Genomic DNA, 16,476 nt, shown 5'->3' on the forward strand with positions numbered 1-16,476 from the left:
GTCTGCCCCACTGCGACAGGACCGCAAGGGCGGTCGACTATGGTGACCGGGTGAAGATCGCGCTCATGGACTCCGGAATCGGCCTGCTTGCGGCCGCCGCCGCGGTACGCCGACTGAGGCCCGACGCCGATCTGGTGCTTTCGTCCGCCCCCGGCAGCATGCCCTGGGGGCCGCGCACCCCCGAGGACGTGACCGTCCGCGCGCTGGACGTGGCCCGCGCGGCGGCCGCCCACCGGCCCGACGCGCTGATCGTCGCCTGCAACACGGCATCCGTGCACGCCCTTCCGGCGCTCCGCACCGAGCTGGAACCCGTGCTGCCGGTCATCGGCACCGTTCCCGCCATCAAACCGTCCGTCGCCGGAGGCGGCCCCGTCGCGATCTGGGCCACGCCCGCCACCACCGGCAGCCCGTACCAGCGTGGACTCATCCGGGAATTCGCCCGCTCCGTCGCCGTCACCGAGGTCCCGTGTCCCGGTCTCGCCGATGCCGTGCAGCATGCGGACGAGCCGGCGATCGACCGGGCCGTCGCCGCGGCCGCAGCGCTCACCCCGCGCGATGTCCGGGCCGTGGTGCTGGGCTGCACCCATTACGAGCTGGTCGCCGAACGCATCCGCGCCGCCGTGCGGCAGCCCGGTCTGCCCCCCGTCGCCCTGTACGGTTCCGCAGGGGCCGTCGCCGCCCAGGCACTGCGCCGAATCGGGGTGGCACCCGCTCCGTCGGCCGAACCGGCGGGCGGTCTCACCGTCCTCCTCGACGGGCGCGCCGCCGACCTGCCGGAAGCCGCTCTGGCCTACGCCGAGGGGAAGCTGCTGGAGGCCGTCAGCCCCGCCCGCTGACCCGGAGCGAGGTCTCCGGCCCATGCCCGGCGCGCGGATTCGTGAGTACGCTGCTTGACATGAGGGACCACCCCCGAAAACCGAGGCGCCCCGGAGCAGAACCCCACTCCGACGTATGGATCGGCAGGGCCACCAACCGGGCCCAGTGGGTGCTCGCTGCCGCGGGCGCCGCCTGCCTGGCACTCGGCGTCCAGCTGGCCGTCACCTCCAACTGGACCTCCGGCATCGCCCCGTTGCTGATGGCCGTGATCGGCTGTGTCGCTGCTGGACTGCTCATGCTGTTCGGCACCCTCGCCTTCGTGAACGTGGCCGTCAGGGTCGACGGGGACGCCCTGGAGGTGCGCTGCGGCCACATGGGCCTGCCGCGTCGCCGGATTCTGCTGGCCCAAGTGGTGGGCGCGGAGTTCGTGCCCCGGGTCACTCCGCGGCAGTGGGGTGGCTGGGGCTACCGCTGGCGCCCCGAGCAGGGCACGGCCGTGGTGGTCCGCAGGGGCGAGGGCCTGGTGCTCCGGCTCGGTGACGGCCGGACGTTCACCATCACGGTCGACGACGCGGAAACGGGCGTACGGTTCATCCGCGAGCGCCTGCACCTGTCGACGACCGGTGCGTCGGCCGGGGCCTGACCCAGGACCTGGCCCGCGGCCTCCGGCGCGGGGTGCGCTCCGTCGGCCGTGTGCGGCCGGTTGTCCCGCCGGGGCCGCCGTACCCCCCACCGTCCGCGCCTGGTCCCTCGGCGGCACCGTCCGGCCCACGCATCCCGTCCGTACTGTCCGCCCCTGCCGTATCGTCGCCGGCCGGCAGCCGGGTCTGTCTCCCGTCCGGCTCCGCTGATCAACGACCGGATCGCGCAGGCGGCGGGAAACACGGCACCGGCTCCGCCCGAAGCGGTCCCTTGTTCCCCTGCCCGGCCCCGCTCCGCCGGCGCAATCGTCACGTCCGTCCCGACCTGCGACCGCCGCGTTTGCGACGGCCGGATACGGACGATCGGCGGGGACCGCCGGGCACGGTATCGGTAGCGGCCCGGATCTGTGCGGGAAAGTGGCGAAACGATCCGGCGCGAAGGGTGCCGTCCCCGGGAGGGCTGCCGGTGCACTGTCGACCACCGTAGACTCCGCGGGGTGAGCGCCACCATCACCTCAGTCGACGACCCGCAACAGCCCGCACCCGCCCCCGTGCCAGGGGGGAGACGGCTGCTGCCACGGCTCGTACGGCCCGCCGCCGCCGTGATCGCGGGAGCGCTGCTCTACCTGAGCTTCCCGCCGCGCCCCCTGTGGTGGCTGGTTCTGCCCGGTTTCGCGCTGCTCGGCTGGGTGCTGCACGAGCGCAGACTGCGCGCCGGATTCGGCCTCGGCCTCCTCGCGGGGCTGGGGTTCATGCTGCCGCTGCTGCACTGGACGGGCGAAGAGGTGGGTCCGGTGCCGTGGCTGGCGCTCGCCGCGGCCGAGGCACTGTTCATCGCGGTCGGCTGCATCGGCATCGCCGCCGTCTCCCGCCTCGCCTGCTGGCCGCTGTGGGCCGCCGCGGTCTGGGCCCTCGACGAGGGGATCCGGGCCAGGATCCCGTTCGGCGGCTTTCCGTGGGGGAAGATCGCCTTCGGGCAGGCGGACAGCGTGTTCCTGCCGCTCGCGGCCGTGGGCGGCACGCCGCTGCTCTCCTTCGCCGTGGTGCTGTGCGGCTTCGGTCTCTACGAAGCGGTACGTCAGTTCCGTACCTACCGCAGCACGCGTGCGGTGCCCCGGGCCGCCGTCGCCGCGGCGGCCGCGACCGTCCTCGTACCCGTCGCCGCGGCGTTCGCCGCACTGCCGCTCGTCGACGACTCGGCGGAGGACGGCACCGCGACCGTCGCCGCGATCCAGGGCAACGTGCCGCAGCTCGGACTCGACTTCAACGCCCAGCGCCGCGCCGTCCTCGACAACCATGTGCGCCGCACGGAGCAGCTCGCCCAGGAGGTGAAGGCGGGCAAGGTGCCCCAGCCCGACTTCGTCCTGTGGCCGGAGAACTCCTCCGACCTGGATCCCTACCGGAACGCGGACGCCCGGATCGTGATCGACGACGCCGTGAAGGCGATCGGCGTCCCCACCGTCATCGGGGCGGTGCTCGATCCCGACACCGGCAAGCTGCGCAACACCCTCATCCAGTGGGATCCCAAGAAGGGGCCTGTCGACACGTACGACAAGCGCCACATCCAGCCGTTCGGCGAGTACATCCCGATGCGCTCCTTCGTACGGCTCTTCAGCTCCGACGTGGACCGGGTGCAGCGCGACTTCGGCCCGGGGAAGAAGGTCGGCGTCTTCGACCTGGCGGGTACGAACGTGGGGCTCGTGACCTGTTACGAGGCGGCGTTCGACGACGCCGTACGCGACACGGTCATGCATGGCGGCCAACTGATCGCCGTACCCAGCAACAACGCCACCTTCGGGCGCAGTGAGATGACCTACCAGCAGCTGGCCATGTCCCGGGTGCGGGCGGTCGAGCACAGCAGGTCCGTCGTCGTCCCCGTCACCAGCGGGGTCAGCGCCGTCATCCGCCCGGACGGGACCATCGTCCGGAAGTCGAAGCTGTTCACCCCGGACGCGCTCGTGGACGAGGTGCCGCTGAGGTCCTCGCTCACGCCCGCGACCCGGATGGGCACACTCCCCGAGGGCGTCCTCGCCCTGCTCGCCGTGGCGGGACTCGGCTGGGTCGCCGTCCGGTCGGTACGGCTGCGGCGAAACCGTTCGCGCGCCGCGTAGGGTCGGGTCCCATGGCTACTCCAGATTTTATCCGCGAGATCCGCGCCACCGCGGGTCAGCAGCTGCTTCTCCTGCCGGGCGTCACCGCCGTGGTCTTCGACGACGGGGGCCGAGTGCTTCTCGGACGGCGCTCCGACACCGGCAAGTGGTCGCTCATCGGCGGCATCTGCGAGCCGGGTGAGCAGCCGGCGGCAACGGTGGAGCGGGAGGTGTACGAAGAGACCGCCGTGAGCTGTGTGGCGGAGCGAGTGGTGCTCACCCAGGCCCTGAAACCGGTGCAGTACGCCAACGGTGACCGCTGCCAGTATCTGGACGTCACCTTCCGCTGCCGGGCGACCGGCGGCGAGGCCCGTGTCAACGACGACGAGTCGCTGGCGGTGGACTGGTTCCCGCTGGACGCGCTGCCGCCGTTGAACGAGTTCTCGCTGTTCAGGATCAAGCAGTCCCTCACCGATGAGCCCACCTGGTTCGAACCCACCGCCCAGGAGTGACCTTCGTGTTCGGAGGGAGGGCCGGGGCACCCGGCCCTCCCTCCGAACACGGCTCAGACGGTACGGGCGTCGGCCGGCAGTGCCGCGGTTGCGTCCGGCTCCGCGCCTGCCCCCTCGATGTCCGCGAGGTCCCGGTTCCTGGTCTCCCTGGCGCATCCGACCGCCACCACGGTGATGAGCGCCGCGGCGATGACGTACAGCGCGATGGGCGTCGAGCTGTCGAAGTCCGCCAGCAGCGCGGTGGCGATGAGCGGCGCCGGAGCACCGGCCGCGACCGAAGAGAACTGCGCCCCGATCGACGCACCCGAGTAACGCATCCGGGTCGCGAACATCTCCGAGAAGAAGGCCGCCTGAGGCGCGTACATCGCACCGTGGAAGATGAGCCCGACGGTGACGGCGAGCAGCAGACTTCCGAAGCTACGCGTGTCGATCAGCGCGAAGAACGGGAACATCCACAGCCCCACGCCGACCGCACCGACCAGATAGACGGGCCTGCGCCCGATCCGGTCCGACAACGCGCCCCACATCGGAATGACCGCGAAGTGGACGGCCGAGGCGATGAGCACGGCGTTCAGCGCCGTCTGCTTGTCCAGGTCCGCCGCCGTGGTCGCGTAGACGAGGATGAACGCCGTGATGACGTAGTAGCTGATGTTCTCCGCCATCCGGGCCCCCATCGCGATCAGCACATCGCGCCAGTGGTGCCGCAGTACGGCGACGAGCGGCATCCTCTCGGCTGCCCCGGCAGCCGACCTGCGCTGTTCGGCCTGTGCCAGCGCGGCCTTGAACACCGGCGATTCGTCGACGGAGAGACGGATCCACAAGCCGATGACCACCAGGACACCGGAGAGCAGGAAGGGGATGCGCCAGCCCCACGCCCCGAAGGCCGAGTCCGACAGCAGCGCGGTGAGCGCGGAGAGCACCCCGGTGGCGAGCAACTGCCCGGCCGGCGCCCCAGTCTGCGGCCAGGAGGCCCAGAACCCGCGCCGCTCGGCGTTCCCGTGCTCCGACACCAGCAGCACGGCCCCACCCCACTCCCCACCGAGGGCGAAGCCCTGCACCAGACGCAGGACGGTGAGCAGCACGGGGGCTGCGGACCCGACCGTGGCGTGCGTCGGCAACAGCCCGATGGCGAACGTCGCCCCACCCATCATCAGCAGGCTGAGCACCAGCAGCTTCTTGCGGCCGAGCCGGTCGCCGTAGTGCCCGAACACCAGGGCACCGAGCGGCCGGGCGGCGAAGCCGACTGCATAGGTGAGGAAGGAGAGGAGCGTGCCGACGAGCGGGTCGGACTCGGGGAAGAACAGCTTGTTGAAGACCAGCGCGGCAGCTGACCCGTACAGGAAGAAGTCGTACCACTCGATGGTGGTCCCGATGAGACTTGCGGCGACGATGCGTTTGAGCGAGCGGGTGGTCGGCGGGGCGGATGCCGAGGCAGCCATGAACACCACTTCCGGGCGGTTGGCGGGGACGGTTTCGTGTCGCCACACCGTAGGAATGGGCAGGTCAGAGGCACATGTGGTGGGACACCATAGTTCTCGGGCCGGGTGTGCGCGGGGCCACTATGACAGGCACGTCGAGACTGCTTCGAGGACCGTATTGAAGGCCGGCAGGCGCCCGTCAGGATTGCGCTATTAGGCATGGTTCATTGCCCCGGTGCTGACTCCCGTGCTGGTTTGGTGCTGACCTGAAACCGCATGTCAGCACCCCTGATCACCTGTCCCGTGCTGACTTGGTGCTGACTACGCAGTGTTGAACTTCGGTATTCGGGGCGGATCGGGCGGGTAGTGTTCTCCCCTTCCGCGCGTCTGCGGTCAGGCCTGGCGGGTTTCTGCGGAGCCGGCCATGGTTGGTGGCACGTGGTCCCGCACCGGCAGGCCCCCGCACCGTGAAACCCATACATAGGCGGCCGGATGAACCCACGCGACCACACCCATGCCCCGCCAACCGCCGCTTCACCACCATCGACCCGGAACCCTCCACGGCCGGAACGCCCAACTCCTCGCCGTACGCCTATGTCAATAACGCCCCCCAACCAGTCCGCCCCCTCCAGCCGCTGCCTCCTGTGCTTCTCCGCAGTAGTCGGCGAACCGTCGTCACGCGGTGTGAGACCAACGCGGCTGGTTACCGGAGCCGCCAAGCAGCCGGGCAGCGGCAGCGCATCGGACAGGCCATCGACTACGCCGACGTCCCCCGCGACGACCCCGGTGCGGCTGCCGGCTGGCCTATGTGCCGGAAGCGGTCATCCACCACGCGGCCTCCACTGTGCGCGACAGCACCGCCCGGCGCGTCGTCGGGCCCCGCAACACGTTGTGGTTCACCTGGCTGGGGCGGGACGATCCGACGCCGAGATGCTGGGGGTCCAGGATTGTGGAATTCTCCCGTGATCGTTTTCGTGTAGGGATTACCGGGCTTCGGAGGCATCCGGTTCGAGACCGCTCCGGCTATCCGAAAAGCGGTTGGGCGCCATGATTTACCGTTGCGTCCGTGGACCTGCCGCTGTTACCGGTCAGACCGGAAGTCCAACGGATTTCGGTCAGCTCCGTTGTGTATCACCGGCGGACGGGAATCCCGCGTGACGCATTTCGCGCGGGCACACCCCGAAGCGCTGCCGGAATGCCGTGCTGAGCGCGCTGGAGGAGGAGAATCCCGACGCATATGCCAGCTCTGTGATGGTCATGTACCGGTACGCGGGCGCCCGCAGCCGGTCCCGTACCAATCGCAGCCGCTCCTCGCGAATCAGTGCGCGGGGGGTCGTCCCGGCTTGTTGCAGAGCCAGCTGTACCTGGCGCAGCGACCAGCCCAGGGCTCGCGCCATGGTGGCGCCGGTCAGGTGGGGGTCGGCAGCGTGCTCGCGGGCGTACCGGCGGACCACGGTCTCCACCTCCGTCAGGTGACCGGGCGGGGTGGGGCGGTCGTCCCCCGCGGCAAGCATGCACAACAGCTCGACCAGGCGTTCCGACACCGCGTCGAACTGGCCGCCTGCGAGGGCGTCGCGCTCCTCGTGCAGGCCGGTCAGCATGTCGCCCACCACCCGGCCCAGACCCGAGCGGAGGTCGAGGCCCAGGGTGAGCGGCGACGACCGGTTCAACCGCCCGTTCACCTCCTGGGCGGGGATCGACATGATGAACGCCCGCGTTGAGGCGGCCTGCAGGACCTCGAACGGCGCGCCGAAGGTGAGCAGGCACCCGGCGTCCGGGACCAGTCGCAGCTCCTGGCCGTTCTGGCGCAGCAGCAGCTCTCCGGCGACCGGCAGCAGCAAGCGGTAGTCCTCGTCCGGGCTGTGCCGTACCTGGCTCGTGGTCCGGGTGTACTTGATCGTGTCCGACCACCACTGGACGAGTTGATAGGTGGCGGTGCGCTGGCGGATCGTTCCCGCGCGGAAGTCGTCGGTGCGTGGGTATCCGTAGCCCATCTGGCTTTGATACGACGTCACGTGCTCGCCCCAGAATTGGGCGCGCTCACGCGACGTCACGTCCCGGGTCGTGCAGGAAATCACCGTGTAGGTTTTCAAGGCCATCGAAACACCTTTCACCGCGGCCTTCTCACAGTGCGCACAACCGGAGTCGGGTATCACGCTCATGGCATGAGGCTCCGGTAGTGCCGCAACAGTCTAGTGGACGGCGGTGTGATCCAGGCAGTGCGTCAGCGGCTCGATACGCACATGTGTGCGTGGAACTCGTTGTGTTGCGCGTGGTGTCAACTTTCCTACGCGCACGCGCAATTCCGGGCGTGCGATCCAATCCTACGGTTGGTTGCGGGACCCGACTGTGCGCTCGGGCGGGGCGGGTCCTCGCCGACCGAGAGGGGTCGCCCCGCGGCCGTTCCACCTGGTGGAGGAATCCGTGGGCTTCGTGCCGGAGGCCCGAGTACCTGACTGAGGGACAAGATGGCGAACGTCGAACTGATCCAGAAACCGTGCGAGCAGCAAGCGGCATCCCGCTCCGTTCTGAGAGGTCCGGTGGCCCGTGGGGCCTGGGGACTTGTGGTGACCGCAGGGGTCGTGGGCACGAGCGCGGGAGTCTTCGGAGTCGTACCCGTGGCCGCAGAGCCCGTGTCGCGAACACTGCGGTACACCTGCTCGGTTCCGATGGCCGACGAGCGGCGAGGCACCGTGAAGATCGACTCGGACGTCCCGAAGTCGGCGACGGTCGGCATGCCCACACCGAAGTTCGTCATCCGTGCGGCGGTGCCGGTCAACGCGGCTGACGCGCGAGAGTTGCGGAAGGCGGGCATCAAGACCATCACGGGCACGGTGGACGCGAAGGTGCATGTGACGGCGCCGGGCCTCGAGACCGACCTCGGCGTGCCGTTCCAGCTGGCCAGGACCAGCGTTCCGGCGTCCGGACCGTTCCAGGTCAAGGCGACCGGTGTCGCACCGTCGCGCGCCTTTACCCGACCGGGCGGGGCGAGAATCAGCGTCGGCGACCTCACCGCGCACGTCACCGCGAGCGGCGGCATCGTGACCGTCAAGCTCGACCTGTCGTGTGGGCTGGATCCCAAGCAGAACAACGTCGTGGCGTCGTTCGACGTCACCGGGTCGGGAACGACGACGGGTCCGGCCCCGTCCGGAAAGGCTGATACGGCCACCTCGGGCACTGCCGGGTCACGGAACCCGAGCGACGACGCGAGGACGGACACGACCCCGGAAGGCTCGGCCGACCCCTCCGGCGCCATGGCCGAGACCGGGAGCCGGGGCACCAGGAGTCTGGTTCCGCTGGCCGCGGGGTCCGCCGTCCTGGGCACTCTCGCCGTGGCCGCCGCTTTCCGCTTCCGCTCACGCGGCAGGTGACCAGGGGGATGTCCGACACCGTACGCCTCACGCGGTGGGGCTGGTCGGCGCTGACGGTGTCGGCGCTGGTGGTGTCGGTCGCCATAGCCGTCCGGGCGGGAACCGGGGACGTGGACCCAGGCGGGTTGGCGGTCGGGATGGTCGGTCTGATGCTGACGGTAGCGGGCATGGACCAGGCCAGGTCCTCCCAGGCCCGGGAGGACACCGATGCCGCCGGGCTCGCCGACCGCCTCGCCGTCGACATCAGGCAACGCGAGGAGGAAGCCCGCCAGAGACTTCTCGGCGGCAGCGACCGCACCATCAACATCGAGTTCGTCCACCTGCCCTCCCGTGCCCACCGGGCCGCGGACGCGGCACCCCACGGCACATTGGAGGAAGTCGCCGCCTACTACCGCGCTCTTGGGTCCGGCCGACTCGTCATCACCGGCGCGCCCGGAGCCGGTAAGACGGTGCTCGCCCTCCACCTCATGCTGCTTCTGCTCGCCGACCGAACGCCGGGCTGCCCCGTTCCCGTACGGCTGTCGTTGTCCACCTTCGACCCCGGCCAGACCAAGCTCGACGACTGGCTAGCCGACCAGCTCGCCCGCGTACACAGGCTACGCCCCGCCGCGGCAGCCGCCCTCGTCAGAGCCCGTCTGGTCCTTCCGGTGCTCGACGGCCTCGACGAGATGGACGGCAGGGAGGATCCCGGGCTCGGTTCCCGCGCCGCGGCCGCCCTGGAGGCCATGAACAACTACCTCCACGGCACCGCCAAGGGCCAGCTCGTCCTCACCTGCCGCAGCACCCCGTACGCCGCTCTCGAACACGTGAGTCTGTGGGCGCAGGACGCCTCCCGTATCGACATCGCCCCTGTCAGCCCGGCCGCGGCCGAGGCGTTCGTCACCGCCCGGGCCATCGATCCGGACCGCTGGGCACCCGTCCTGGACGCACTCCGCGCCGTCCCCGACAGCCCGCTGGCCCGGGGCCTGTCCACCCCCTGGCGGCTGACCCTGGCGCTCGCCGTCTACGACGAGCGCGACCCCGAACACGGCTGGGTTCGTGATCCCGCGGAGCTCCGTCAACGCGGCCTGCGAACCCCCGAGCAGATCCGGGACCACCTGTTGGATCTGTACATCCGCGGTGCCTCCCCGATGGACGACACCGCCGCGCCCTACACGCGGCAGCAGGTGTGTATTTGGATGACGGTCCTCGCCCACCACCTGCGCACCAACACCGGTGCCCGCGAGGTGGCCGGACGCCGTCTGTCGAACACCGACCTCGTGCTCCACGAATTGTGGCCGCTCACCGGCCACCGCCGCGCCCGCACCGTCCACGTCCTCCTGACCATCGCGGTGTGGGCCGTTGCCGACCTGCCCGCGGGCCTGCTCGACGCGTGGAGCGTGTACGTGCGGAACGTGACGCTCATGGCGGCAGGCAGCCTTCTCGTGGGAATCCCTCCCTGGCCGATCCCGTCCCGGCTGGAACGCATCACGGTCGGAACGCGTGTCGGACGACGCCAGCTCGTGAACGGGCTCGTGGGCGGGCTCTTCTGGGGAGGGCTCATCGTCGTGCTCGACATCGGGAACGTCGTCGGGCTGGTGATCGGGCTCGTGTACGGATCGGTGGTGGGACTCGTCGGAGGGGCGACCGTCGGGGCCGGACTGGCGGGCGTGCTCTCGGACGCACCCGAGATCCGCAGGCCGCACGGGCTCGCGTCGCCGCGCCGCATGGTGCGGGACGACCTGGTGACCGGGCTCGTGACCGGCCTCGTGGTCGGGCTCGGGTTCGTCCCCTTCTACGCGGTCGCCCTGAGCCCCGTCCTCGCGTTCGGGGCGGTGTTCATCTACATGGCCCTGTTCGGCCTCGGTGGCGGGCGGGTGCTCGCGCTGGTCTACAACCGCCTGTTCAGATGCGGCTACCGGGGCGCGCTCGACGTGCTGTTCAGGCCCTGGCGCGCGTTCGGGCCCCTGTTCAGGACAGGCGCCGGCCCGGCCCTCGGAACGGCTGGGGTCCGCTACGTGGCTCTCCTGCTCTGTACTCGCCGCTGGTGGTCCGACCAGCCACTGCCCTGGCGCCTCGGCCGCTTCCTCGACTGGTGCTGCGACGCGGGTCTGATGCGCACCGCCGGGATCGCCTACCAGTTCCGCCACCGCGAGCTCCAGGACTTCCTCGCCCGCGGGGACATCCGCCACGACCCGCCGGGCGGCCCCGTGTCCGCGTGAACCCCGGGTGGCTGGTCGGTCACAAGGGTGCGGTCCGGTGCCCGCTCACGTCAGGCCTGACCGGACGAGCCCCCGATGGCCGTGCGAGCCGGGGAGTCGGGGCAAGCGCCAACCGGGCGAGGGGAGACCGGACGACAGCCGCCGACGGCGCGCGGTCGGTCGGTCGGCCGTCGGCGGACCCGTATGAGCGCGCGGCGGAGTGAGCCAGGCGCGGCGGGAGGCAGCGCGGGGCGGTCGACGGCGAACAGGCAATCACGCCAAGGACGACCAGATGCCGGACGGCGCGTTGCGAACGCGGCCGACCAGCAGGCGACGATGAGGCGGGCACACAGGTTCAACAGCCAGAGCGCCCAAGGCGAACTGAAAGGTTGCAGGCCGCGTGGCACTTGTCGCCAAGTCATTGTGCTTTCGCGAATCCCGGCGCCGCCGCAGTGTTCCACCGGAGCCGTCCTCGACACAGAGGCCGTCGCCAGCGCGACAGGTTGGGATTGGTAAGCGTCGATAATCCTGGGCGCTGTATTCGGTAGTTTGAGGCGGTTGCTCTTCACGCTCGGTGACCGTGAAATGTGGTGGGACGCGCACTGACCGTGCTCATAGGATGCACAGGAACTGCATCGACCACCTGCGGGGGACGTGTTGAGTGAGCTGACCTGCGTCGCGCCAGAGGTCCGGGACCGGCTCGTTGTTCGGTTCGGCGCTGATGTGCTCGGTTGGTGTGACGAGTTGCCGACTCTCGTTGATGAACTTGCTGCTCGTTGGAATCTGGATCTTGTTTCGTCGGGTGGCGGAGGCACCTCGCGGGTGTTCCGTTGTTTGCAGCGTGACACTGGTGCCTCGGTGTGGCTGAAGCTCACGCCAGAGCCCTTGATCGCCCGCGAGGAGGCCGAAGCCCTGCGAGCCTGGGCAGATATGCCGTCGGTCGTCACTCTGCTGGCGGCGGACCTCGCCATCGGGGCCCTGCTGCTGGAGCATGTGCAGCCGGGAGTGCCGGTGCGGCAGCTCGCTTGGAATGTGCCCGAGGCCGCGGTCCTGCTGCGAGACCTGCGGGTCTCGCTTCCCGTGTCAGGGAAGCACTCGGTACTGCGGCCACTCTCACACCGGATCGACTTCCTGTTCGATTTGGCTGAATGCAGGCTGGCGGCGGCCCGCGCGAACGGCGTGGTTGCCCCGACGGTGCTCGGTCAGGCCCGAGCAGCCGCCCTGGAACTTGCAGCCAGTGGGCCTGTGGGGCTCGTGCATGGTGATCTCCATCCGGCGAACGTGCTGTCTGGTCCGGGCGCCCGCATGGTGGCGATCGATCCGAGGCCGACGTGGGGCGACCCGGACTTCGATGCTGTGGACTGGGTGCTTGAAGGAGTTGCAGATCTGGCCGTGCTGGAGCAGAGGGTCGAGGAGCTGGCGGCGCTGGTGCCTGGCATGTCTCCTTGTCGTGTACTGGATTGGTGCCGGGCCCTGGCCGCCCTCATTGCGGTCCCCAGAATGTGTGCGGGGCGGGACGATGCGGAGACCCGGTTCCTCATTGCCCTGGCCGGCGGCTGATCCGAGTGGTGGCTGTGACCGGATCCGTTCGGCCGTTTCCACTGTGTCTGTCGGCTGCTGTGGGCGCCCGGAGCGTAGTTCTTCCAGGGGGCTCCGGCGTCGGTGGCGATGCGGGTGGTGCTCTTGTCGTGGTAGCCGAGTGCCTGGGCGATGACGGGGGCTGGGGCTTGGAGGACGAGCTGGCGGATGGCGGAGGTGCGGCCTTTCTCGGCGGGGATGCCGAGTGCCCGCAGTGCGTCGCGCAGGGTGCCGGGGTGCATGGGCTGGCTCGCGCGGCGGCCGGGGAAGAGCCAGGGTGAGTTCTGGTTGATGGCTGGGGTACTGGCGGGCAGGGCCTGGAGGTAGTCGAGCAGGAGGGTGGCCACTGGTTCGGGGACCGGGGTGGGCGGATCGCCGAGGCGGAGTGCGACGTGTTGGCCCTCGCGGAGGACATCGTCGGTGGTCATGCGGACGATCCGGCAGTAACGCCTACCCCCGGTCCGGGCCCGAAGCACAGCCGAGCCAGAAGCTGGACAAGGCGCTCAACGTCATTGACCAGGCGGGCAGCGGGCTCGACAACGCTCTGTTCCGTGAACACCCGGAGCAGGGAGAGGTCACCATGTACTACCCGCACCCGGAGGATCGAGCCAGGGCGGTCTAGCCTCTGGCCTGGTGTGTACGACCCCCGCCAGCGCTGCGGGGGTCGTCCCGATTTCGGCGCGGTTCAACTGCGAGGCGAAGGATTGCAAGCCGAGGGTCACTGACTTCAAGGACTCGCTGGTCATCGACGCGCGAACCCTACGCCGCTGTTCCCCGCCGGTGCTGGGCCTCGTCGGGATCGCCGATCGGCATGGTCGGCGAGTCGTCCTCACCACGGTTGCGTCCCTCGACCAGGCCGTCGTACGCCCAGTCCTCACAGCACCTCTCGCACCACCATTCCCCAGGAGCGACGTTCACCAGGCCGTCAGGCGTTGATAGGCGACGGCACTTCCCGCAGCGTCCGCCCATGCCTTCAACGGTCCGTCACGGTTCTGCTCATGGGGAGGGGCCAGGTGGGGCGCACGGGCGCGCAGGCCCAGCTCGGCGCCGCTTTCTGCACCATGCGGCACGCATGCCACGGACGGTCCGGTCCTGCGCAACGGCCTGTGTCTCTCGCACGCTCCTTCCCCCGTGGGTCGTGAAGCGCCGCCGGTACGCCGAGTACGGGGCCCCGCTGTACCTCCTCGTCGACCGGATCGAGGGCAGCGTCACCCTGTTCTCCGAACCCGGCCGGCTCGGCTACACCCGCGTTGATGGCCCCCACCCCTTCGGCATGGTGCTGCGCCTGCCCGAGCCGTTCGGCCTGGACCTGGACACCAGCGGCCTGTCATCGGCCTGACCTGCCGCACGGCCCTATAGCACCCGGGCCGCGCCGGGCACCCCCCTGCCCGGCGCGGCGTACGGTGGAGACATGGCCGGGCGGGTACGCCGGTGCGCGTACATCCACTGCTCCAAGCCGCTGCCGGCGAAGGCCCGCAGCGACAAGTAGTTCTGCGGCCCAGCGTGCAAGGCGGCGGCGCGCCGGTGGCGTCGCGACTATGCCGAGGCCGTCGCGATCGGCTTAATGGTGCAACCTCGGAGTGGAGACTGAGCACGTGGCGCCCTGCCCCGTGTGCGGTCGTAGATTCGCCCTGGGGCATGGCCATCGACGTGATTCGATCTACGACCGTCCCGCGTGCCGACAGGCTGCCTACAGGGCGCGCCACCGGGCAGAGCGGGTACGTGAAGTCGTCACTCGTAACGGATCGCCGTACCCACTTCAGCCCGCTGACCAGCACTAATCTGAACACCTACGAGACCTCCCGCCGCGAACTGACGGTACGGTTTACCGCGGCTGGGTTCGTTCACCTCCGGTGATGCGTTCTTCATCACCCCGGCCCACGTACCCCGGATCAGCGCTTTGGCCCGGGGTACAGCCGTGTCTCCGCCAGCAACACCGCCTGGCCCGGCACTCTGTGCGCATGACCGACGTCTTTGACCACGCCCCGCAGGTATGGAACGCCGCCCAGCTCCGCGCAGCACTCAAGGACCTGCCCGACGACACACCCATCCACATCGGTGTCGCCGAAGACCCAGGCGACTTCGGCGGGTACCGCGAGTCCGTCCTCGTCGACGCTCACCACGTGGAGAGCTGGTGGCCGGCCACTGGCACCACGCCGGAACGGGCAGAGAAGGAGAAGGTGCTCACTCTCTTTGCCGACTGGACGCCCGGAGAGTACGACCTGCTCGACTGAAACTCCCGCGCAACGGCATTCCCGGAGCCGGCAGCCGCGCCCGGCGACGTACCGGCCCCGATCGAGGCGGCCCGTACCCAGCGACGCCGCCAGGCCGACGTCTCCCACTCGGCAGCCCTACGCAGGGCGAGGGCGGAGCGAGCGGCAAGGGATGCCAGGGCTCTTTCCCGCGGGGAACGGCCCCCTTCGTTGGTTCAGCGCCCGCTATGGCGCGCCTGCCGCGCGGTGACCAGGCCACGCCAGCGATTGCGGGCGTGCCGTTCGCTGTCCAGCCACCGGGCTCCGGAGATCTGGTCGAGGGCGCGTCGGCCATGAACTGGGCATTCCCGGAGCCGGAGGGGGCGTCGGCCGACCAGCTGGCGATCGACGCGGCCCGCGTGCAGCGCCGCCGCCAGGCCGCGGCGACCGAGGCAGCTGCGCTGCGCCAGCGCCTGGAGCGGACGTCGATTTCGACGTTGACCTGCGCGAGTTGCAGGGGCAGGAGCGACTTGATGTGTTCTGCGGCTTCTTGCGGGAGATCGGGCGGGGGTTGGGTAAGCCGGTGCTGATGCATCCGGAGGGTGCCCATGGTCATCCGGTGCTCGGATTCGATGTCGAAGCTGATCGAGTCGTCCTTCTTGCGGAGCCACTGGTCAGGTGACTGGGCCTGAGGGCTGGAGTTCGTGGAAGCATCGCGGAGCAGCACCCGGTTCAGCCTCCGAGGCGGTGTGCAAGGTGGAGCAGATCTGCTAGGTGCAGCACCCGGCCGTCGAATCCTGGGAGGGGCACATGGAGCGGCTGGGTCCAGCGGGCGGGGATTGCATCCAGCCCGTAGTGCGACCCCGCGAGGCCTCCAGTCACCGCGGCGACGGTGTCCGTGTCACCGCCGAGGTCGATCGCCGCGCGTATCGCCTCTTCGAAGCTGGCCGTGGTGCGTAGGGCCCAGACGGCGGAGCCCAGGCAGGGCCAGACGGCACCGTTGAACTCGGTCGCCCGATCGGGGTGCCAGTCAGGCGCGAGGACGGTGGCGTAGCGGCCGCGGTGGTCGGGGTGGACATGCGCCAGGATGTCCGGGAGCGCGGTGAGGGGGTCGGTGTCCTCGAACGCGACGCGGATGAGTTCGTGGAAGATCGCGGTGCCTTCCCAAGCCGCGCGGTCGCCGTGAGTCAGGGCAGCGATCCGGCGGGCCGCGTCCATGTTGGCTTCTTGGCCAGCGGCCGCGAAGTGGACTGCGGAGGTCGATGCCCGCATCAAGGAGCCGTTTCCGGCTGCTCGTTGGTTGACCTGGAAATGGATCGCGGCGGCGAGGTCCCAGGGCATGCTGTTGGTCAGGACGTCTTCGGTCTGCAGGCCGATGTCCTTGGGGTCTGATGCTGCCCACCGCTGGAAGCGGGCGAAGATGTCCGGCAGATCCAGCCCGCCCCGCTCCAGCAGTGACTCCGCGACCAGGATGGCCATCTGCGTGTCGTCGGTTGCCTCGCCGGGGTCCCAGCCACCGCCTCCGCACATCTCGTCGCCGGCACCAGGCGCGGGAAACCGCGCGGAGAACGCTCCCTGGGGACCGAACTCGAAGGGGCCACCCAGCGCGTCACCCACCGCTGAGCCGACGATCACGCCGGCGGCCCGTTGAATCCGCTTCATTCGCGCAGGTTATCTG

At 69.9% G+C, this 16,476-nt stretch carries 11 protein-coding genes and 2 pseudogenes; 10 read left to right on the forward strand and 3 right to left on the reverse strand.

Annotation, left to right across the window (positions count from 1 at the left end):
- Positions 1–50 precede the first annotated feature (50 nt).
- From ACF08M_RS15700 to ACF08M_RS15715, 4 genes are all read left to right on the forward strand, one after another.
- Entirely contained in the window at positions 51–836 is a 786-nt protein-coding gene (locus ACF08M_RS15700) for a glutamate racemase (protein ID WP_392185803.1), read from the forward strand.
- Positions 837–895: 59 nt separating this feature from the next.
- The gene (locus tag ACF08M_RS15705; protein WP_392185804.1) at positions 896–1,459 is read left to right on the forward strand and encodes a hypothetical protein; all 564 of its coding nucleotides are present in this window, start codon (positions 896–898) and stop codon (positions 1,457–1,459) included.
- 495 nt (positions 1,460–1,954) lie between these two features.
- Positions 1,955–3,568: an apolipoprotein N-acyltransferase gene (gene lnt, locus ACF08M_RS15710; RefSeq protein WP_392185805.1), complete on the forward strand. Its 1,614-nt coding sequence runs from the start codon at positions 1,955–1,957 to the stop codon at positions 3,566–3,568.
- Between the two features lie 11 nt (positions 3,569–3,579).
- Positions 3,580–4,059 carry an NUDIX domain-containing protein gene (locus ACF08M_RS15715; RefSeq protein WP_392185806.1) on the forward strand — a complete coding sequence of 160 codons (480 nt, stop codon included), beginning with the start codon at positions 3,580–3,582 and terminating at the stop codon, positions 4,057–4,059.
- 53 nt (positions 4,060–4,112) lie between these two features.
- Here ACF08M_RS15715 and ACF08M_RS15720 read toward each other — a convergent pair whose 3' ends face one another.
- Positions 4,113–5,498, reverse strand: a complete 1,386-nt coding sequence (locus ACF08M_RS15720; protein WP_392185807.1) for an MFS transporter — start codon at positions 5,496–5,498, stop codon at positions 4,113–4,115.
- Between the two features lie 1,094 nt (positions 5,499–6,592).
- Positions 6,593–7,576, reverse strand: coding sequence for a helix-turn-helix domain-containing protein (locus ACF08M_RS15725; protein WP_392185808.1), 984 nt, complete (start codon positions 7,574–7,576; stop codon positions 6,593–6,595).
- Between the two features lie 519 nt (positions 7,577–8,095).
- On the opposite strand from ACF08M_RS15725, the gene ACF08M_RS15730 reads away from it, so the two are divergent.
- The 6 genes and pseudogenes from ACF08M_RS15730 to ACF08M_RS15755 all read left to right on the forward strand — a co-directional run.
- Positions 8,096–8,848 carry a DUF6801 domain-containing protein gene (locus tag ACF08M_RS15730; protein WP_392185809.1) on the forward strand — a complete coding sequence of 251 codons (753 nt, stop codon included), beginning with the start codon at positions 8,096–8,098 and terminating at the stop codon, positions 8,846–8,848.
- 8 nt (positions 8,849–8,856) lie between these two features.
- On the forward strand, positions 8,857–11,049 hold the full coding sequence (locus ACF08M_RS15735; RefSeq protein ID WP_392185810.1) for an NACHT domain-containing protein: 2,193 nt from the start codon (positions 8,857–8,859) through the stop codon (positions 11,047–11,049).
- 636 nt (positions 11,050–11,685) lie between these two features.
- Complete coding sequence (locus ACF08M_RS15740; protein WP_392185811.1) at positions 11,686–12,588, forward strand: aminoglycoside phosphotransferase family protein; 903 nt, start codon at positions 11,686–11,688, stop codon at positions 12,586–12,588.
- Between the two features lie 1,153 nt (positions 12,589–13,741).
- Positions 13,742–13,945 (forward strand): annotated as a pseudogene (locus ACF08M_RS15745) (Uma2 family endonuclease); the annotation flags it as partial.
- A 622-nt stretch (positions 13,946–14,567) separates the two neighbouring features.
- A complete protein-coding gene (locus tag ACF08M_RS15750) occupies positions 14,568–14,840 on the forward strand; it encodes a DUF6225 family protein (protein WP_392185812.1) in 273 nt (90 codons plus the stop codon).
- Between the two features lie 439 nt (positions 14,841–15,279).
- Positions 15,280–15,480, forward strand: a pseudogene (locus ACF08M_RS15755) (hypothetical protein); the annotation flags it as partial.
- Positions 15,481–15,530: 50 nt separating this feature from the next.
- Here ACF08M_RS15755 and ACF08M_RS15760 read toward each other — a convergent pair.
- Entirely contained in the window at positions 15,531–16,460 is a 930-nt protein-coding gene (locus ACF08M_RS15760) for an ADP-ribosylglycohydrolase family protein (protein WP_392185813.1), read from the reverse strand.
- Positions 16,461–16,476: the final 16 nt, after the last annotated feature.

This window comes from Streptomyces sp. NPDC015032 (assembly GCF_043080425.1).
In the GTDB taxonomy this organism is placed as follows: Bacteria; Actinomycetota; Actinomycetes; order Streptomycetales; family Streptomycetaceae; genus Streptomyces.